This is a genomic window from Aeromonas sp. 159 (genome assembly GCF_963862045.1).
GTDB classification, from domain to species: Bacteria; Pseudomonadota; Gammaproteobacteria; order Enterobacterales; family Aeromonadaceae; genus Aeromonas; species Aeromonas veronii.
This window is the reverse complement of sequence record NZ_CAWLMI010000066.1, coordinates 91,361-111,070: the sequence shown is the minus strand read 5'-3', so window position 1 is coordinate 111,070 and position 19,710 is coordinate 91,361. Positions and strand designations below refer to the sequence as shown.

Genomic DNA, 19,710 nt, shown 5'->3' with positions numbered 1-19,710 from the left:
GGGTGGCCCGACGGGCCACGCCGGCAACAGGAGAGTGACATGATGCGTAATACCAGAAGCGACATGATGAAACGCACTATGGTGGTCGGGGCGCTGGCTCTGCTGCTCGGGGCCTGCAGCTCGGTCCCCAAGGAGCTGGCCTATGAGCCAGAAAACCAGCTGGTGGCTTATCAACCCGCCCTTGGCGGAATGGAGGGCAAACCGGCCCGCTGGAGCGGCGTTATCTCGGCGGTGCACAACAAGGCGGATCAGAGCGTTATTGAAGTAGTCTATCTGCCGCTCAAGTCCAATGGTGTGCCGGAGCAGACCGAGCAGAGCCCGGGACGCTTTCTGGCCATCATGAAGGGTTTTGTCGATCCGACCCTCTACGCCAAGGGGCGCAGCCTGACGGTGCTCGGCACCATAGGCCAACCGGTTGATAGCCAGATTGGCGAGCACAAGTACCGCTTCTCTGTGCTCAATGTGACGGGCAGCAAGCTGTGGCCGCCAGTCAAGGAGGTGGAGGTACGCTATATGGACCCCTACTTCTACGACCCCTTCTATGATCCCTTCTGGCCGAGACGGCCGCTGCGTCGTTAAGGCTGGCCATGACCAACCCCATGATGAGTACTCTGTACGAACGTCTGCTGACCCTGGCAGATGGGCGGCGGGTAGCCCTGCTGGATAACCAGTCTGCGGAGCATGATCAGCAGGGCAAACCCCTGCTGATCGCCCTGCATGGCTGGCTCGACAATAGCGCCAGCTTCTTGCCGCTGGCGCCGCATCTGGGTGATTTTCACCTAATCTGTGTCGATCTGCCGGGACATGGTCACTCCGATCACAAAACCACTCCTTATGTCTTTGTCGACTGGCTGGACGATCTCTACCAGATCGTGCAGGCGGCAGGGTGGTCGCGCTTCACTCTGCTCGGTCACTCCCTCGGGGCGTTGATCGCCTCCGCCTATGCCGGGGTGTTCCCCGAACAGGTGGAGCGGTTGATCATGCTGGAGGGGCTGGGGCCGCTGAGTCAGCCTGATGAGGAGGCTCCTGCCCAGCTGCGACGTGCGATTTTAAACCGCAGTCGCACCCGGGAGCGCAGTGCTAACGGCTTTGCCTCCATCGATGAAGCCGTGGCTGCTCGTTGCAAAGTGGCGGATATCACGCCGCAGTCGGCGCGTCTTATCTGTGAGCGGCAGCTTGAGATGAGGGCAGGGCGCTGGCATTGGCGCAGCGATCCCCGTTTGCGTGATCTTTCACCCCTGAGAATGAGCGAAGGGCAAGCCCGGGCACTGATGGCGGCTATCCGTTGTCCTGTGCTGTTGATTCAGGGAGAGCAGGGCTTTGCTGCGCTTGAAGCCCAATGGCAGGCCCGTCAGGATGCCTTCCAGCAGATCGAGCGGGTCATATTGGGTGGAAACCACCATTTTCATATGGAAAATTCGGTTGATACGGCCGTTTGTATCGTAAAGTTTTGTCAAGTTCGGTAGAATCGCCAGCTTTCAATAATTCCAGGTTTGTTTTCTCCCTCACATTTTTCTGTTGTTAATTTGCTGTTAATTGATGTTGCGCTGTGTAAATATGTGCGGCATTAGAGCATCAGCTTAAAACAACCGATTAAAATGGATGTGAACCGGGACGGAGGCAACACAGTGAGCGCACAGGTGCTAGTTATGCAGGAGAAGTTTGTGGAAAAAGTCTGGCTGAAACGTTATCCGGAAGGGGTCCCCGCCGAGATCAATCCAGACCAATACAGCTCCCTGGTCGAGATGTTCGAATCCTCGGTAACCCAGTTTGCCGATCAGCCCGCCTTCGTCAACATGGGCCAAACCATCACCTACCGCCGACTGGAAGAGCAGTCCCGCGCCTTTGCTGCCTACCTGCAAAACGAGCTGAAGCTGGAGAAAGGGGATCGGGTTGCGGTGATGATGCCTAACCTGCTGCAATACCCCATCGCCGTGTTCGGCATCCTGCGCGCGGGCATGATCGTGGTCAACGTCAACCCGCTCTATACCCCGCGCGAGCTGGAGCATCAGCTCAAAGACTCCGGTGCCAAAGCCATCGTCATCGTCTCCAACTTCGCCCATACCCTGGAAAAGGTGGTCTACGACACCCCGATCAAGCACGTTATCCTGACCCGGATGGGGGACAACCTGGGGCTGGCCAAGGGCACCCTGGTCAACTTCGTGGTCAAGTACGTCAAGAAGCTGGTGCCGAAATACAATCTGCCCCACGCCACCACCATGCGTCAGGCCCTCTCCAAGGGGCGTTTCCTGCAGTACATCAAGCCGGAGATCACCAACGACGATCTCGCCTTCCTGCAGTACACCGGTGGCACCACCGGCCTCTCCAAAGGGGCCATGCTGACCCATCGCAACATGATTGCCAACGTCGAGCAGTGCCTCGGCGTCTACGGCCCCATGCTGGAGCGCGGCAAGGAGTTCGTGGTCACCGCATTGCCCCTCTATCACGTCTTTGCCCTGACCGTGAACTGCCTGCTCTTTATGCGTATCGGCGGTTACAACCTGCTGATCAGCAACCCGCGCGACATCCCAGGCTTTGTCAAAGAGATCAAGAAGTACCCCTTCACCTGCATTACCGGGGTCAACACCCTGTTCAATGCGCTGGTCAACAACGAAGAGTTTCAGGGGATCGCCTTTGACAAGCTCAAGCTCACCATCGGCGGCGGCATGGCAGTGCAGCGCGCGGTTGCGGAGAAGTGGAAGACACTGACCGACACTCCGCTGCTGGAAGGCTATGGTCTGACCGAGTGCTCGCCACTGGTGAGTGTCTGTCCCTACGATCTGACCGATTACAACGGCTCCATCGGTTTGCCGGTCTGCTCTACCGAGATCCGTCTGGTAGATGACAACGGTCAGGTGATCCACGCCCTCGGCACCCCCGGCGAAATGCAGGTTCGTGGCCCGCAGGTGATGGTGGGCTACTGGCAGCGCCCCGAGGCGACAGCCGAAGTGATGCAGGATGGCTGGCTCTGTACCGGTGATATCGCCGTGTGCGACGAGCAGGGCTTCTTCAAGATCGTTGACCGCAAGAAGGACATGATCCTGGTCTCCGGTTTCAACGTCTATCCGAACGAGATTGAAGATGTCGTTGCCCTGCACCCGAAAGTATTGGAAGTGGCCGCTGTCGGTGTGCCACACAAGGTCTCCGGCGAGTTGGTGAAGATCTTTGTGGTCAAGAAAGATGCAAAATTGCAGGAGGATGAGATTATTGCCCACTGCCGCAAACATCTGACTGCCTATAAGGTGCCGAAACTGGTAGAATTTCGTGACGAACTTCCCAAGACCAATGTGGGCAAGATCCTGCGCCGCGTACTGCGCGACGAGGAGATTGCCAAGCAATAACCGGACAGCGGCTGCAGAATCTTCTGCAAACCAGCACCGTCGTTATGCAAAACCGTGGGTCATCCCACGGTTTTTTCTTTTTGGCCCTGATCAACCGCGCAGGCACAGATGCACTATCAACTTATCACTCAGCAAGACGAACTTGAGCAGTATCTCGCTTCTCTGGCCGACGTTCCCCTGGCTATCGATACTGAATTCGTTCGCACCCGTACCTACTATCCCCAGCTTGGCCTGTTCCAGATCTATGACGGCGAGCATCTGGCGCTGCTGGATCCGCTGACGCTGGATCTCTCCGCCCTCTGGCAGCGACTGGGCAGGGAAGGGCAGATCGCCATCCTGCACGCCTCTGGTGAAGATCTGGAGCTTATCCAGCATCAGGCGGGCCACCTGCCCAACCAGATGCACGATACCCAACTGGCTACCGCCTTTCTCGGTTACGGCGTTTCGGTCGGCTTTGGCGCGCTGGTGAATGAATTCCTCGGGGTCGAGCTGGAAAAAGATCAGGCGCGCACCGACTGGCTGGCACGCCCGCTTACGCCACGTCAGCTCGAATACGCGGCAGCGGATGTCTTCTACCTGATGCCGCTCTACGAGAAGGTGATGGCCAAACTGCGGGAAAGCGGCAAGTTTGCCTGGTTCGAGCAGGAGTGCCAAAACCACTCCGCCCGCAAGACCCAGGGTAGCGATCCCCGTCAGGCTTATCTTGAAATCGTCAACGCCTGGCAACTGGGTCGCCGCGAGCTCGCCATCCTGCGCGAGCTGGCCGCCTGGCGCCAGCAAGAGGCGGTGCGCCGCGATCTGGCCCTCAACTTCGTGGTCAAAGAGCTGCACCTGTTCAAGGTGGCAGAGCGTCGTCCTGCCTCCCTGCGGGATCTCAACGAGCTCGGCCTCTCGCCCATCGAGATCAAGATCCACGGCAAGCGGATGCTCGATATCGTCGCCAAGGCGCAGCAGAGCGATCCTGACAGCTGGCCCGAGCCCATTCGCCGGCTGGTGGACTTTCCCCAGTACAAGGCCGAGCTCAAGCGCATCAAAGCCATGGTGGAAGAGAAGGCCAAGGCGAGTAATATTCCGCCCGAGCTGATTGCCAGCAAGAAGATCATTCACCAGTACTTCACCTGGAGCTGGCGGATGAACGACGAAGAGCGGGCCCGCAGCGACAAACCTATGCTGCTGCAAGGGTGGCGTCATGAGCTGGTCGGTCACCTGCTGGCACAATAAGCCACCAGACGGTTGCACCATAAATCAATCCTCACCCTCGGGTGGGGATTTTTATTGGGCGAGAAAAACAAACAGGCATGCAGAACTGGAGAACGCAGAGGGGACATGGCTGGCCGGATGGCGGGAGTCGAGAATGAAAAAGAGAGCAGAGAAGAAAAGGCAGCGGCTAACACCGCTGCCTTTTTTGATCACCAGATAGGCTGGGTCAGATAGGGGTTGCTCACCTTCTCGCGACCGAAGGTGGAGCTGGGGCCGTGGCCCGGGATAAAGACGATCTCGTCCCCCAGCGGCAGCAGGGTCTCGGTGATCGACTTGATCAGCGTACCGTGATCGCCACGGGGAAAGTCGGTGCGGCCGATGCTGCCGGCAAACAGCACATCGCCGACCCAGGCGAGTTTTTCGGCCTGGTTCAGCAGCACGATATGGCCCGGGGTGTGGCCGGGGCAGAAGTAGACATCCAGCTCGCACTGGCCAAGCAGCACCTTGTCACCCTGCTCAAGCCAGCGATCCGGCGTGAAGGCGGGGGGATGGGCGAAGCCGAACATCTGGCTCTGCTGGGGTAGCATGTCGAGCCAGAAGGCGTCCTCCTTGTGGGGGCCGGTAATGGCGACGCCGGTTTTTTCCCGCAGCTCGGCGGCGGCACCCACATGATCCAGATGACCGTGGGTCAGCAGGATATGAGTCAGGGTCAGGCCGCGTTTAGCGATGGCCGCCAGCAGTTTGTCCGCTTCGCCGCCCGGATCGATCAGGGCCGCCTGATGGGTCTCGTCACACCAGATGAGGGAGCAGTTCTGGGCGAACTGGGTGACCGGGATCACCTCGAATTTCAACATAGAGTTCCTCTCTTGGGATGGGTCAGCCGCGCAGCGCGCTGGCATGCTGCTCGGCGAAATAGTCGAGACAGGCCTGTTTGTCACCGCGAAACACGATGCGCTCCTGCTTGTTGCCAAGCTGGTAGAGATACATGGGGTCGTAGTAGCGGGTCAGCAGCAACGTGATCCAGGCCAGATGCAGCGCGGTATCGCCGCTTTTTTCCTGCTCGGTGAGGGCGGTCTGCATCAGGGCATCCAACTCGCGGTGGGCCTGATCGCCAAGGCGGCGCTTGAGGCGGGCCAGCGCATCGGTGAGGTAGGCGGCAAACAGCGGCCAGCCGCTTTCCTGGCCATACATGGCTTGATAGCGCAGCCAGAGATCGTGCACGTAATCTTCACGGATCTGCTCGGCCCGATCGATTTGCGGAACATCCACCACCACCAGCGGTGCCTGACTCATGGCCTCATGGAGGGATAGGGGCAGGCAGCAGCGGCCAATCAGCCGGCTCTCATCTTCGACCACGAAGGCATGCTCGCCCCGATGGCGGCGCTTGAGCAGCTCGATGGCCATGTTGTTTTCAAAATTGATGTTGCTGGGCTGGCCGCCGGGCAGCTGACCAAACGACGAGCCCCTGTGATGGGCATGCCCCTCCAGATCGAGCGCCTGGGCCACATGGTCCAGCATATGGGTCTTGCCGGAGCCGGTCATGCCGGTCAGCACGCTCCAGTGACACTCGGCAGAGGCCTTGTCCTGTGTGTCGATCAGGAAGCGGCGCAGCTCCTTGTAGCCACCGGCGACGCGGGGGCGAGTCACCCCCGCATCTGCCAGCCACTGTTGTACGGTTTGCGAGCGCAGGCCGCCGCGAAAGCAGTAGAGCACGGCATCGGGCTGCTGGCGCAACTGCGCCAGCCAGCCTTCGATACGTTCGGCACGTACTGCTCCCCCCACCAGCTTGTGTCCAAGCTCAATGGCGGCGGCCTGACCCTGCTTCTTGAAGCAGGTCCCCACCTGGGCGCGCTCATCGTCTGTCATCAAGGGCAGATTGGTCGAGCAGGGGAAGGCCCCCTCCTTGAACTCGATGGGGGCGCGCACATCAATCAACGGCACATCGTCCAAAAAGAGTTGGGCGTAGTCCGTGGCCAGTGGCAATTCACTCATTGGACAATCTCGATAAAGCGGGCGCCCTCAAGGGGCTTGATCTGGCCGATGGGCGAGAGTGTAAGGCCAGCTTCGCGCGCGATGGCGAGCAGCTCGGCTTCGCTCTCTTTCCCCACAGCGACCAGCAGGCCGCCGCTGGTTTGAGGATCGCACATGATGTTGCGGGTGCGATCGTCCATGGCATCGAGCTTGTGGCCGTAAGAGTCGTGGTTGCGCAGGGTCCCGCCTGGGACGCAGCCCTCGGCGAGGTAGTAATCTACCTCGTCCAGCAGCGGCAGCGCCTTGAAGTCGAGGCGGGCGCTGACATTGGATCCTTCGCACATCTCCAGCAGATGGCCCGCCAGACCAAAACCGGTGACGTCGGTCATGGCGTGGACACCGGGCAGCTCGGCAAAGCGCTGGCCAATCTTGTTGAGAGTGCACATGGCGTTGGGGGCCAGTTGTTCGTGCTCGGGCTTCAGCTTGCCCTTCTTCTGGGCGGTGGTGAGGATGCCGATACCGAGGGGCTTGGTCAGATAGAGGGTGTCACCCACCTTGGCGGTGTCGTTCTGCTTGATGGCGTCAAGGGGCACGATACCGGTCACCGCGAGGCCGAAGATGGGCTCGGGGGCATCGATGCTGTGGCCACCGGCCAGCGAAATCCCCGCTTCGTGGCACACCTGACGGCCGCCGTCGATCACCTGCTGGGCCACTTCGGCGGGCAGGGTATTGATGGGCCAGCCGAGGATGGCGATGGCAACGATGGGCTTGCCGCCCATGGCGTAGATATCGCTGATGGCATTGGTGGCGGCGATGCGGCCAAAGGTAAAGGGGTCATCGACGATGGGCATGAAGAAGTCGGTGGTGGAGACAATGCCCTGACCGTTGCCGATATCGACAACGGCCGCGTCATCCTTGCTGCTGTTGCCAACGATCAGGGTCGGGTCGTTGAAGCCCGGGATCTGGCTCTTGAGTATGGTGTCGAGTACCTTGGGAGAGATTTTGCAGCCGCAGCCAGCGCCGTGGCTGTATTGGGTCAGACGAATGGAAGACATACTTACCCCTTTTATTTGCAAACAGAGCAGAGGCTCTGTGGAGCCGTCTTGGTCAATGGGCGGCCTTGTAGAGAGAAGGACAAGAAGCCGCAAATATGGGTGGCCTCGGTGCCAACAGGGGCAGCGATGACTGGCAGTTATGAAGGACCGCCAGGCCGGACGGGGAAGAAATGGGCGACAAGGTACGCCAGCGCAGCCCCGCCAAGGGCCACAGGACGGGGCATTATGCCACATTTGCCCCTTGGGGTTCGAACAGGAATTCACATAAACAGCAGGGAATTGCCCGCACTTGCCTGTCATCGGTCTGGATCCGGCGCTGGCTGATTGATTGCAGTACAGATGCAGCAAAAAGAACGCCAAAGAGACCAAAAGCACGCAACCGCCGATCTACAACAGGAGAGCTTAGTGACCACCACATTTTTGGTTAACCACCCCATCACCACGGCGCAGTTTGCGGCGTTGTTGGCGCAGACCTCGCTGGGGGCGAGACGGCCGCTGGACCATCCGGACACCCTGCAGGGCATGCTGGATAACGCCAATTTGCTGATCACCGCTTGGCAGGGCGAGACCCTGGTCGGGGTGGCTCGCTCGGTGACCGATTTTCATTTTTGTTGCTACCTCTCGGATCTGGCGGTAGCTGAGTCAGTGCAGGGGCAGGGGATTGGCAAAGCCCTTATTCGCGAGACGTTTTTACAATTGCAGCCCGGCTGCAAGCTGATCCTGCTGGCCGCGCCGCAGGCGGTGGCGTACTACCCCAAGCTCGGATTTAGCCAGCACTCGAGCGCCTGGGTGATGAGCAGTCTGGATGAACTGGTACTGGATGAGTTGGCATAAAGCCGTCAACTCATCCAGACAGGGCGAGATTAGCTTATCCGGCTTGCTCCAGCGCCGGTTGCCGTGACTTGCCCCAGCGGCGCAGGCGCCGTTGCAGTGGTCGCTCCAGCAGGTTGTAACTTAAAGAAGAGAACCCGATCAGCACCGCCAGCATCAGTAAGTTGGCCACAACCCCCAGCAGCGGGTTGGTCTGGCCATACCACCACTCGGTGAGCCCCGGTGCCAGATAGTGGATGAGCTCGCAGCCGGTGAGCAGCACCAGCGCATGGAGCAGGTAGATGGAGTAGGAGAGATCCCCCAGCCAGTTGGTGAAGCGGTTATCCAGGAGGTGCAGCAGCGTGCTTTGGCGATTGCCTTGGCAGGCGGCAATCCAGATCAGCAGCACGTAGGAGGCGATCAGCAGCAGTGTCAGTGGTGGCGTCATGGTGAACTGCATCAGCGCGAAGGGCAGCACAAAGGCGACCAGCAGCGGCAGATCTCGCTTCATCATGGGCACGCCTTGCGCGGCCTTGACCCTCGGCAGCAGCCAGAGGCCGAGCACAAATTCACTCACCCCGCGCCCCATCGCTAAGGCGCCGCTGGTGACATCGAGCGTGCCGCGACTGTGCACGATAAAGGCCAGCACCGTCAGCGCCAGCAGGGGGGCGAGATGGCTCCAGCGACTGCGGGTGACTGCGAGGGGGATAAGCAGCGGGAACAGCAGGTAGCTGATCCACTCCACGCTCAGGGACCAGGCGGCGAAGTTCCAGGTCAACCCGTGATCGGTTACCACCTGCAGCAGCAGTAAGGCGCTCGGCAGCGCTTCGGCTGGCGTGAAGGGCGAACCGAAAGGCGGCATCCCTTCCCACTCCCACATCTTGAACAAGGGGCCGGCATAGAAGCCTACTCCGTGCTGCGCCTTGTAAAGTTCCCAGCCGACCAGCAACAGCAGGGTGACGAGGTAGAGGGGGTAGACGCGGGTCAGCCGCAGCCAGAGAAAGCGGCCATAGCCCACGGTGCGGGGCGTGCGGGTGAAGGCCTCCCCATAGACATGTGCCAGCACCACGCCGCTCAAAATAAAGAACAGATCGACCCAGAGGTAGCCATTCTCGATGAGTTGTGTGTGGCCTGCAATCGGCTCCATCCACTGGGGAAAGAGCAATAATCGGGCATGGAACAGCACCACCATCAGGGCAGCGATGCCCCGCAGCGGCGTTAACAGCGGCAATGATTGATTCATAACGGGATCCCTTGTGATGTTCAGCTTGGCCTGACATCGATTTTGTTGTTGTACCGTCCATCAATCCTGATGGGACGGTTGCCCCGGCTTGGCTGCCGCAGGCGGGATCACACTACGGAAAAGAGAGTCATACGGATGTGATTTAAATCATAAATGTGCAGTTATTGTGCAAAGTAATTTAAACAGAGAAGAAGTGGGGCGCTGGCAGCAAAAGAGGAGGAGAAGGAACGCGAATAAAGCAGAGAGGGTGGTCATCGGGGCGAGCGTCAGGCTCAGGTTTATACGGCGCGATGCAAAACAATCAGGCCCGCAAGGGGCCTGATTAATCACAAGGGAAGATGACGACCGATCAGCGGGCGCGTACCACCAGTCCCTTGAGGTAGAAGCCTTCCGGATAGGCGGTACCGATGGGGTGATCGGAGGCCTGGGAGAGCAGCTCCAGGATCTGGGCATCGCGACCGGCATCGAGCGCCGCATCGGCAACGATCTTCTGGAACAGACTCTGCTCCATCAGGCCGGAGCAGGAGTAGGTCAAGAGCACGCCACCCGGTGCCAGCAGCTGGAACGCCAGCATGTTGATATCCTTGTAGCCGCGGCAGGCACCCAGCAGCTGTGCCTTGCTCTCGGCGAACTTGGGTGGATCCAGCACGATGACGTCGAACTTCTCGCCCTTCTCGCGATATTCACGCAGCAGCTTGAACACGTCGTGACGGACAAACTGGGTGTTGCTGGTATCCAGCCCGTTCAGCTCGGCATTCTGGCGGGCAATATCCAGCGCATTCTGGGAGAGATCGACGTTGACCACTTCCTTGGCGCCGCCCTTGAGTGCATAAACGCCAAACCCACCGGTGTAGCAGAAGCAGTTGAGCACACGCTTGCCTTCGGTGTACTTGGCGGCAGCCTGACGGTTATCCCGCTGATCCAGATAGAAACCGGTTTTGTGGCCGTTGCGAATATCCACCAGGATCTTGACGCCGCCATTCTCCTCGATGACCACCGGCTCATTCGGGGTCTCGCCATAGATAACGCCGGTGCGCTCTTTCAGCCCTTCCTTCTTGCGCACTGCCACGTCGGAGCGCTCATAGATGCTGCACTCTGGGTAGAGGGTACGCAGTGCCTGCGTTATCAGCTCACGCTGGAACTCGGCACCGGCAGAGAGGATCTGGCACACCAGAAAATCGGCATAACGGTCGATGGTCAGACCCGGCAGGCCGTCGGATTCGGCGGCGCAGAGGCGATAACCGGTGAGACCCTGACGCTTGATCAGCGGATCGCGAGACTCCTGCGCATATTTGAGACGACGGATAAAGAAGTCGAGATCGACGGTCTCATCCTTGTCGAAGGTCCAGACCCGGGCACGGATCTGGGAACTGCCTGACCAGGCGCCACGGGCGAGCCACTTGCCATCGTTGGCATAGATCTCGACGGTATCGCCGTCAATGGGGTTGCCCTGAACCCGCTCAATCCCCTTGGAGAAGATCCAGGGGTGGCGACGCAGCAGGGATTTTTCGCGGCCTTTGACGAGATAGATGGAAGCGCTCATGGATGTTTGCCGATGGTAGAAAGAAAAGGGCCACATTCTATGTGGCCCGCAGGTAAAACTCAAACAACCCTGTGTAATGGATGGGGTTGCCCTGATCTGACACCTCATATGGTCAGAGCTTAATCCCCTTGAGCGCCTGGGTCAGCTCGCTGGCGGTGGCTTTCAGCCCCTGCGTACCGGCTACCGAGGCGCTGGCGGATTCTTCCACCTGCGCCGCTTCATGGCGCACTTGATCCAGATTGTGGGTGATCTCGGTGGCGACCGAGCTCTGCTCTTCGCTGGAGGTGGCGATCTGGGTACTCATCTCCAGTACCGCATCGCTGTGGTTGCTGAGCTTTTCGATATCGAGCCCCACCTCGCTGATGAGCTGCTGGCTGCTGGCGGCACGCCCCACGGTTTTCTCCATGATCTCGTTCAGCGCGCCGGTACCGGTCTGCAGCTCTTCGATCATCTGCTGGATCTCCACCGTCGCCTGCTGGGTACGGCTGGCGAGAGTACGCACTTCATCCGCTACCACCGCAAAGCCGCGACCCTGCTCACCGGCACGGGCCGCTTCGATGGCGGCGTTGAGGGCCAACAAGTTGGTCTGCTGGGAGATGGCGTTGATGACGTTGACCACCTCGTTGATCCGGTTGGCGTTGTGGGTGAGCCGCTCGACCGCGCCGGAGGCGTTGCCAATCTCGTCGGCCAGAGTACGGATCGCTTCGATGGTGCGGGCCACCCGGTTGGCGCCATTGGCCGCCTCTTGGCTCGACTGGCGGGTCTGCTGCAGGGTGTCGTTGGCATTGCGCGCCACTTCGCGGATCGCTGCCGACATCTGCTCCATGGCAGTGGCCAGTGAATCCATGTGCTGGCGCTGTGAACGCGCCATGGTCTCGCCTTCGCGGGCATGGTCACGAAACTCGTCGGCGGCCATGGTCAGCGCTTCGGCAGACTCCTCCACCAGTTTGACGATCTGGTGCTGGCGGTCGGTAAATCGGTCGATGCTGCCCGCCAGGGTGGAGAACTCGTCCCGCACCGGGAAGAAGTTGAGTCGGAAGGTGAGATCCCCGTCCGCCACGGTTTGCAGCGCCTTGTTGGTGGAGTAGAGCGCACCGGAGACAAAGGTCATCATGTAGTGGATCACCAGTGCCATCAGGGCGGCCAGCGCGCCGATCAGGAGCAGGGTCGAGCCCTGACCTTCCCACATGGAGAGGTTGCCGGTGTCGAGATCACCGGTGACGTAGCCTGCCTGACCTGCTGGCGCGGTAAAGAGGTAGTGACCTCCTTGCTGCTGCAACCCGCTGCTGCCTTGCCGGGTCAGACGCAGATCAGCAGGCAACACCAGAGTTGGCTGCTGGCTGACCAGCTGCGCCGTGGTTTCGACCCGTTGCTGCAACTGTGCTACCCGCAGGGAGACCTCCTGCTGATGGCTGGCCGCCAGCATGTACCAGCTGAGGAAGGCGATGATGAATAGAGGTAACCAGAACGCGATATGGAATTTTTCACTGATGGTGAGGTGAATGAGATAGCGGTCAACCCACCGAAATTTAACTTCTTTCATAATGGAGCTGCATCCTGCAGAGATAGAGTGTCGGCACATTATCGTCTCGGGAAATTTTTTCTTAAGCGGAAGGTGTGAGAAATGGGAGAGCAATCGTTTGTCATTCGGGTGTGGGGGCAGGTGCAGGGGGTGGGATTTCGCTATTTCACCCGCGAGCGGGCGCTGCAACTGGGTTTGCGGGGCCATGCCTACAACCTGGAGGATGGCTCTGTGGAGATCCTCATCAGCGGCTCCGCGCAGGGGGTGCAGATGATGCTGGGGTGGCTGGAGCATGGCCCGCGCACCGCCAGAGTGACCCGGATGGAGTATGAGGAGGCGCTGCCGCCCACCGGCCAAGGCTTTCATACCAACTGAGGTTTTAGGGGCAAGACAACTATATTTTTTTCCTTAATTCACAGCATCACGTTTAGTGAGGTATCCTGATTTTCACAGACAGTCCCGATTGTTACTATGAGACAATCGGGGGTATTTAATGAAATCGAGAGAACACTATTCACCAGAGTTTCGGGCAGAGGCGGTTCGACTGCTGTTGGAGCAAGGCCTTGGCCAAGCTGAAGCCGCCAGAAGGTTGGGTATAGCCAAAGGCACACTGAGCAACTGGGTGGTCGCAGCCAAAGGAGGAAAGGATACATCGGCCATTCCCGGAGCGCGTTCTGTCGCCGAGCTGGAGGTGAAGTGGCCCGGCTACGCAAAGCTCTCGCACAAGCCAACATGGAGCGCGACATCATAAAAAAGGCCGCCGCGTACTTTGCTCAGGAGTCACTGCCAAGTACGCGTGGATAGCCAACCAGCAGGATCTCTATCCCATTTCCGTTATCTGTCGTGTGCTGGAGGTCTCTCGTGCGGGCTTCTACCACTGGCGCCAGCGTCCACCGTCACAGCGCCAACAAGAAGATGAACGACTCAACCTCGCCATTCGGGCTGCTCACAGCAAGACGCGCCAGACCTATGGCGCAGCGCGTTTACAAGCTGAGTTGGCCGCCGAAGGATTTTACGCCGGACGGGACCGAATTGGGCGATTGCGCCGTGAAATGGGGTTGTCTTGCAAACAAAAGTGCAAATTCAAGGCGACAACCCATTCTGCTCATTCCCTGCCTGTGGCGGAGAATCGCCTTGGTCAGGTCTTTACGCCGACGAAGCCCAACGAAGTCTGGACCGGTGATATCACCTATATCGCCACCGACGAAGGCTGGCTTTATCTGGCTGGTCTCAAGGATGTGTTTACCTGTGAGATAGTGGGTTATGCGATGGGAGAGCGAATGACCACCAGGTTGGTCAGTCAGGCGCTGTTTCGGGCTGTGCAGCAGAAGAGGCCACCAGTTGGGCTTATTCATCACACAGACCGGGGCAGTCAGTACTGTGCCAAGGCTTACCGGGCTCTCCAGGTACAATTTGGCATGCAGACCTCCATGTCACGCAAGGGGAACTGCTTCGACAATGCCCCGATAGAAAGCTTCTGGGGGTCTCTTAAAAATGAACTGGTTCACCACCATAGATTCAAGACGAGAGCGGAGGCCAAGGCAGCGATTCAGGAATACATAGAGATTTTTTACAACCGCCAACGTCGGCATTCACGACTTGGCAATGTCAGCCCGGCGGAGTTTAACAAGAGGTATTGGAGAACAGCTCAGGCTGCTTGATCTGGGACTGTCCGATCTTGTCAGGACACCTCAGGGTTCTCCATTTATTGGGGGAAAAGGTGTAAACCATATTCAGAACGGGACACGAGAAATAAAAAAGCCACACCGGTTGGTGTGGCTTTTGTTTAGGGGGTCAACCCGGGTTGCTTAGGGGCGACCGGCCGGGCAGGTGGCCACGTTGACGGCGGCAGTGCTGCCACCATGACGACCTGAGGTGCTCACCTCGTTGCGTACCAGCGGCGGGTAGTTAACCGGCTCGCGGGCAGGCAGGGCAGGGGCCTCGGCAGGAGTTGCCATCGGGGCGGATGCCTTGCGGGCACGAGCAAGCAAGCCAGCGGAGCGTGCTACCTGTTTGGTGACGACCGGAGTCTCTTCCGCAACAACGGCAGCGACAGGTGCCGGGGTTTCGACAACAGCAGCTGGCATCTCGACTGCAGCGGCGACCGGTGCAGCTTCTACGACAGGCGCGGTAACAACAGGGGCTTCAACAACCGGTACAGTTTCAACCACTGTGTCGGGAGCCACGTCGGCAACCGGAGCAGCGACAACAGCTACTTCTGGCTCTGCTGCAACCACTACCTCAGCAACGGTTTCAACAACCGGGCTTACGGCAACATCGGCTTGAGTTGCTTCAACCTGGGCAGTGGCCTGCTCGGCAGCTTCTTCAGCGATGGCCTCGGCAACCACGTGCTCGGTCAGTGCTGCAGAGGCCTGCAGGGCTGCGGCAATGGCTTCAGCGCTCGGGATGGTGACAACAGGTGCTACCGGCTCTTCAACCTGTGCTTTGGCAATATCTGCCTGGGCTGCGGTGGTCAGCGTGGTGGTATCTTGCTGTTCTTCGTCACGCTGGCTGCGGGCATCTTCGTTGATGCGCTTGCGGCGCTGACCTTCGATGCGCTGGCTGCGCGGAGTGCGGCGTGAACGGCGCTGGCCTTCACTCTGCTCTTCCTGCTCGTTACCCACGGTGGCATCGATCACTTCAGCTTGCGCTGGTACTTCGTCAACCGGCAGGGCAGGGGTGTCAGCAGCGGCGACATCGACGCGGATCTGCTTGCGCAGTTGGCGACGTTCGCGGCGCTCGGCCACTTTCTGCTCTTTCTCCTGACGTGGCTGGACGGCAGTTGCATCAACGGCATCTACCGCTTCAACAACGACTTCGGCGCGCGGCTCACGGGGAGCACGAGGTTCACGGGCTGGACGTGGCGCACGTTCCTGGCGCGGCTCGCGAGGTTCGCGCTCCTGACGGGGTTCACGTTCCATGCGCTGTTCGCTACGCACCTCACCACGGGCTTCACGCTCCTGACGAGGCTCGCGCTCTTTGCGGGGACGGCGATTGCGGTTTTCACCGGCTTCGCGGTTGCCACCTTCACGCTTCTCGCCAGCTTCCGCATTGTTGCGGTTGCCACGATTGTCATCACGACGAGGACGCTGACCACGGCCACGGCCTTCTTCGCGCTGGTGACGTTGACCTTCATCCTTGCGTACTTCACGAGCTGCTGGTTTCTCGGCGGGCGCTTTCACGTCGGCAGGGGCTGCATCGCTGCTGAACAGGCCGGTAATGCCTTTGATCAGCTTGCTGAAGAAGCCGGCTTCGGCAGGGGCCGCAGCAACGGGAGCCGCCGGCTGTTGCGGCGCCACAGGGGCCGGTTGTGCCGGTTGGGCAAAGCCTTGCAGCAGCGGTTGCTCACGCTCGATCACCTGAGCTTGCTTCGGTTGGTAGACCGGCTTGGCAATCTCGGTTTTCAGTTCGTAGCTGGCCGCTTCCGGGATCTCGTTCTGACGAATACGAGTCACTTCGTAGTGCGGGGTTTCCAGATGCTGGTTCGGAATGATGTAAACACGCACATCATTGCGCTGTTCCAGACTGGCGATGGCGGCACGCTTCTCGTTAAGCAGATAGGCGGCAACATCCACTGGCACCTGGCCATGAACCTGCTCGGTATTGTCCTTCATGGCCTCTTCTTCGATGAGACGCAGGATGGACAGGGCGAGAGATTCGTTGTCACGGATCACGCCCTGACCCTGGCAACGGGGGCAGATATGGCTGCTGGACTCGTTGAGGGAGGGGCGCAGACGCTGGCGAGACATCTCCAGCAGACCGAAACGGGAGATCCGGCCCAGCTGAATACGGGCCCTGTCCTGATGCACAGCTTCACGCAGACGGTTTTCCACTTCGCGCTGATGGCGAACCGGGGTCATGTCGATGAAGTCGATTACGATCAGGCCACCCAGGTCGCGCAGACGCAATTGACGGGCAATTTCGTCGGCCGCTTCCAGGTTGGTTTGCAGCGCAGTCTCTTCGATATCGCCGCCCTTGGTGGCGCGGGAGGAGTTGATATCGATGGAGGTCAGCGCTTCGGTCGGATCGATAACGATGCTGCCACCGGAAGGGAGGCGCACTTCACGCTGGAAGGCTGATTCGATCTGGCTCTCAATCTGGAAGTGGTTGAACAGGGCAACTTCACCCTTGTACAGCTTCACGCGGTTGAGGAAATCGGGACGTACCAGCTCGATATGGGCCTTGGCGCGTTCGAAAATCACCGGATTGTCGATCAAAATCTCGCCCACATCGCGACGCAGGTAGTCACGGATGGCACGCACGATGACGTTGCTTTCCTGGTGGATCAGCACCGGCGCAGCGCGCTCCTGAGAGGCCTTGTGGATGGAGTCCCAGTGGTTGAGCAGAACGTTCAAATCCCACTCCAGCTCTTCCGGAGACTTGCCCACACCGGCGGTACGTACGATCAGGCCCATGCCTTCCGGCACGGTCAATCCGCTCAGGGCTTCTTTCAGTTCAGTCCGCTCATCACCCTCGATGCGGCGGGAGATTCCACCGGCACGGGGGTTGTTGGGCATCAGTACCAGGTAGCTACCTGCCAGGCTGATAAAGGTGGTGAGGGCTGCACCCTTGGTGCCACGCTCTTCCTTGTCGATCTGGACGATAACTTCCTGACCTTCGCGGACCACTTCTTTGATGTTGGGACGACCCTGATAGGAGTAACCGGAGGGGAAGTAATTGCGGGCGATCTCCTTCAACGGCAGGAAACCGTGGCGCTCGGCGCCGTAGTCGACAAAAGCAGCTTCAAGGCTGGGTTCTACGCGGGTGATCTTACCCTTGTAAATGTTCGCTTTCTTCTGCTCGTGTCCCGGACTTTCAATATCCAAATCGTAGAGCTGTTGTCCGTCAACCAGCGCTACGCGCAACTCCTCTTCTTGAGTTGCGTTGATAAGCATTCTTTTCATTGAGTTCTCATTATTGTGTCATTTTGATTTCCTCCATCTGGGTCCTGCCAGCGCCGGCCTCGGGTCTTCAGCATACTGGGGCAACCTCCCGGTTGGGGTATGCATGAGGCGCAAACTAAGGGCGTTCTGGTCATCACTTCTCGAGAAGGAATGAATAAGGATGCCGAAATGGAGACAAATAAACGGTGATGTTTGTGTTCTCCATGCGTTGTACCTCGCACCCGGGAACCGTCATGTTCTTGTATACACGGTGTTTCGGGATTGGGTGGCATACTTTTTGGCCACTTAGTACAAGGCTTGAACACAATGACAAAACCTTGTTTATTATCCCATTTAAACCTCTTTTATAGCAAGGCGCCATTTTTCAACAAACCATGCAGCCAAGGGGCGCGGGCAGTGTTAAAATCCGCGCCATGACACAGATACAACAACAAGTGCAGCTGCTCACCATCGAAGCTGAGCATGACGGGCAGCGCATCGACAATTTTCTCAAGACTCAGCTAAAGGGCGTCCCCAAGAGCCTGATCTATCGCATCCTTCGTAAAGGCGAAGTGCGAGTAAACAAAAAGCGCATCAAACCGGAGTACAAACTCTGCGCAGGTGACGAGGTGCGGGTGCCCCCCGTGCGCGTTGCCGAGAAGAATGAGCTGCCTTCGGCAAACCTCGGGGTTATCCAGCGTCTGGAGAGCCAGATCCTGTTCGAAGACGATGCCATGATCGTGCTGAACAAGCCCTCCGGCATGGCAGTACATGGCGGCAGCGGCCTGAGCTTTGGCGTGATTGAAGGGCTGCGAGCCCTGCGGCCGGAAGCCCGTTTCCTCGAATTGGTTCATCGACTGGATCGCGACACCTCTGGTGTATTGCTGGTTGCCAAGAAGCGCAGCGCCCTGCGCAGCCTGCATGAGCAGTTGCGCATCAAGACCATGCGCAAACAGTATCTGGCGCTGGTGCGTGGCAAGTGGCAGGCTCACGTCAAGGTGGTTAATGCGCCGCTGCGCAAAAACGATCTGCAATCCGGTGAACGGGTAGTACGGGTCAGTGCCGATGGCAAGCCCTCCGAAACCCGGTTCCGTATCGTGCGTCAATTTGCCGAAGCGACCCTGGTCGAGTGCAGCCCCATCACCGGTCGTACCCACCAGATCCGCGTGCATACCCTGCATGCCGGTCATCCGATCGCCTGTGACGATAAGTACGGTGAAGCAGCATTTGACGAGAAAATGCGCAGCCAAGGTCTGAAACGGCTCTTTTTGCATGCCTGGAAGCTCAGCTTCACCCATCCGGCCGATGGTCGCGAAATGCAGGTAGAAGCGCCGCTCGCACCTGAGCTCGACAACTTCCTCAACGGCTTGCCACGCTGATGCAGGATATCCGGCTCGCCATTTTCGATTGGGACGGTACCCTGATGGATTCGGTAGGCCGGATTGTGGCCTGTGTGCAAGGGGCCGCCAGAGATTGTGAGCTGGCGGTACCTGCACCAGCCCAGATCCGGCAGATCATCGGATTGAGCCTCGATGTCGCCATGTCCCGTCTGTTCCCCTTATGCAGTGGCAGTGGCGCCACCAGCGGTGAGCGCCAGATTGCCGCAATCATCGATCGCTATCGTCATCACTATCTGCACGACGCGACCCCCAGCCCGCTGTTTGCCGGGGCTGGGGAGTTGCTGCATGACTGGCAGTTACGAGGGCTGCAACTGGCCATCGCTACCGGCAAATCGCGCCGTGGGCTGGATCGGGTATTGGATGAGACCGGGCTGCGCTCGTTGTTTGTGACCAGTCGTGGGGCCGATGAGGCTCGCTCCAAGCCTGATCCGCTGATGCTTGAGCAGATCCTGGACGAGCTGGGGCTGTCACCCCGGCAGGCCGTCATGATCGGCGACTCTGTTCACGATATGGCGATGGCCGAGGCAATTGCCATGCCGCGCATCGGCGTTACTTGGGGTGTAGATAGTCGGGATGCCCTCGGTCGTCAAGGACCTGTGGCGGTGGTGGACTCCATGAAGGCTCTTCGCGCGCTGTTTTAGACGCCTCTTTTTAACAGACATCAATCTGATTGATAACAGAAGCCCGGTCTATTGATCGGGCTTTTTATATCCTCGATCTAGCTTATCTATTCTCGTCCGCA

Annotated in this window: 15 protein-coding genes and 1 pseudogene; 9 read left to right on the top strand and 7 right to left on the bottom strand. The window is 59.0% G+C overall.

Annotated features, from left to right (window positions below; translation table 11 throughout):
• Positions 1–63: 63 nt before the first annotated feature.
• The 4 genes from AACR14_RS12585 to rnd all read left to right on the top strand — a co-directional run bounded on the left by AACR14_RS12585 (position 64) and on the right by rnd (position 4,562).
• Complete coding sequence (locus tag AACR14_RS12585) at positions 64–579, top strand: Slp family lipoprotein (protein WP_019446435.1); 516 nt, start codon at positions 64–66, stop codon at positions 577–579.
• A gap of 20 nt (positions 580–599) precedes the next feature.
• Positions 600–1,466: an alpha/beta fold hydrolase gene (locus tag AACR14_RS12580; protein WP_026035075.1), complete on the top strand. Its 867-nt coding sequence runs from the start codon at positions 600–602 to the stop codon at positions 1,464–1,466.
• A gap of 198 nt (positions 1,467–1,664) precedes the next feature.
• On the top strand, positions 1,665–3,341 hold the full coding sequence (gene fadD / locus AACR14_RS12575; protein WP_085942148.1) for a long-chain-fatty-acid--CoA ligase FadD: 1,677 nt from the start codon (positions 1,665–1,667) through the stop codon (positions 3,339–3,341).
• Positions 3,342–3,449: 108 nt separating this feature from the next.
• A complete protein-coding gene (gene rnd / locus AACR14_RS12570) occupies positions 3,450–4,562 on the top strand; it encodes a ribonuclease D (protein WP_019446433.1) in 1,113 nt (370 codons plus the stop codon).
• A gap of 188 nt (positions 4,563–4,750) precedes the next feature.
• Here the strand turns inward: rnd and AACR14_RS12565 are convergent, their stop codons facing one another.
• Genes AACR14_RS12565 through selD form a run of 3 tightly spaced genes read right to left on the bottom strand, consistent with a single transcriptional unit; the run spans position 4,751 to position 7,567 of the window.
• Complete coding sequence (locus AACR14_RS12565) at positions 4,751–5,395, bottom strand: MBL fold metallo-hydrolase (RefSeq protein ID WP_019446432.1); 645 nt, start codon at positions 5,393–5,395, stop codon at positions 4,751–4,753.
• A 22-nt stretch (positions 5,396–5,417) separates the two neighbouring features.
• Positions 5,418–6,533 carry a tRNA 2-selenouridine(34) synthase MnmH gene (gene mnmH, locus AACR14_RS12560; RefSeq protein WP_019446431.1) on the bottom strand — a complete coding sequence of 372 codons (1,116 nt, stop codon included), beginning with the start codon at positions 6,531–6,533 and terminating at the stop codon, positions 5,418–5,420.
• On the bottom strand, positions 6,530–7,567 hold the full coding sequence (gene selD / locus AACR14_RS12555) for a selenide, water dikinase SelD (RefSeq protein ID WP_019446430.1): 1,038 nt from the start codon (positions 7,565–7,567) through the stop codon (positions 6,530–6,532). The genes mnmH and selD overlap by 4 nt, the downstream gene beginning before the upstream one ends.
• A gap of 405 nt (positions 7,568–7,972) precedes the next feature.
• Between selD and AACR14_RS12550 the strand changes: the two genes are divergently transcribed.
• Positions 7,973–8,401, top strand: coding sequence for a GNAT family N-acetyltransferase (locus tag AACR14_RS12550; protein WP_019446429.1), 429 nt, complete (start codon positions 7,973–7,975; stop codon positions 8,399–8,401).
• Positions 8,402–8,435: 34 nt separating this feature from the next.
• On the opposite strand, the gene AACR14_RS12545 is transcribed toward AACR14_RS12550, so the two are convergent.
• From AACR14_RS12545 to AACR14_RS12535, 3 genes are all read right to left on the bottom strand, one after another.
• Positions 8,436–9,620 carry an acyltransferase family protein gene (locus AACR14_RS12545; protein ID WP_019446428.1) on the bottom strand — a complete coding sequence of 395 codons (1,185 nt, stop codon included), beginning with the start codon at positions 9,618–9,620 and terminating at the stop codon, positions 8,436–8,438.
• Positions 9,621–9,969: 349 nt separating this feature from the next.
• Complete coding sequence (locus AACR14_RS12540) at positions 9,970–11,163, bottom strand: class I SAM-dependent methyltransferase (RefSeq protein ID WP_005336736.1); 1,194 nt, start codon at positions 11,161–11,163, stop codon at positions 9,970–9,972.
• 112 nt (positions 11,164–11,275) lie between these two features.
• Entirely contained in the window at positions 11,276–12,706 is a 1,431-nt protein-coding gene (locus AACR14_RS12535) for a methyl-accepting chemotaxis protein (RefSeq protein ID WP_019446427.1), read from the bottom strand.
• Positions 12,707–12,787: 81 nt separating this feature from the next.
• Here AACR14_RS12535 and AACR14_RS12530 point away from each other — a divergent pair, with 81 nt between their 5' ends.
• Positions 12,788–13,060: an acylphosphatase gene (locus tag AACR14_RS12530; protein WP_019446426.1), complete on the top strand. Its 273-nt coding sequence runs from the start codon at positions 12,788–12,790 to the stop codon at positions 13,058–13,060.
• 118 nt (positions 13,061–13,178) lie between these two features.
• Positions 13,179–14,346: pseudogene (locus tag AACR14_RS12525) on the top strand (IS3 family transposase).
• A 147-nt stretch (positions 14,347–14,493) separates the two neighbouring features.
• Here AACR14_RS12525 and rne read toward each other — a convergent pair.
• Positions 14,494–17,589 (bottom strand): ribonuclease E, encoded by a 3,096-nt coding sequence (gene rne / locus AACR14_RS12520; protein ID WP_026035073.1) that lies wholly within the window; start codon positions 17,587–17,589, stop codon positions 14,494–14,496.
• Between the two features lie 413 nt (positions 17,590–18,002).
• On the opposite strand from rne, the gene rluC reads away from it, so the two are divergent.
• Both rluC and AACR14_RS12510 read left to right on the top strand, forming a co-directional pair.
• Positions 18,003–18,947, top strand: a complete 945-nt coding sequence (rluC, locus tag AACR14_RS12515) for a 23S rRNA pseudouridine(955/2504/2580) synthase RluC (protein WP_202801611.1) — start codon at positions 18,003–18,005, stop codon at positions 18,945–18,947.
• Complete coding sequence (locus tag AACR14_RS12510; protein ID WP_019446422.1) at positions 18,947–19,609, top strand: HAD-IA family hydrolase; 663 nt, start codon at positions 18,947–18,949, stop codon at positions 19,607–19,609. The genes rluC and AACR14_RS12510 overlap by 1 nt, the downstream gene beginning before the upstream one ends.
• Positions 19,610–19,710: the final 101 nt, after the last annotated feature.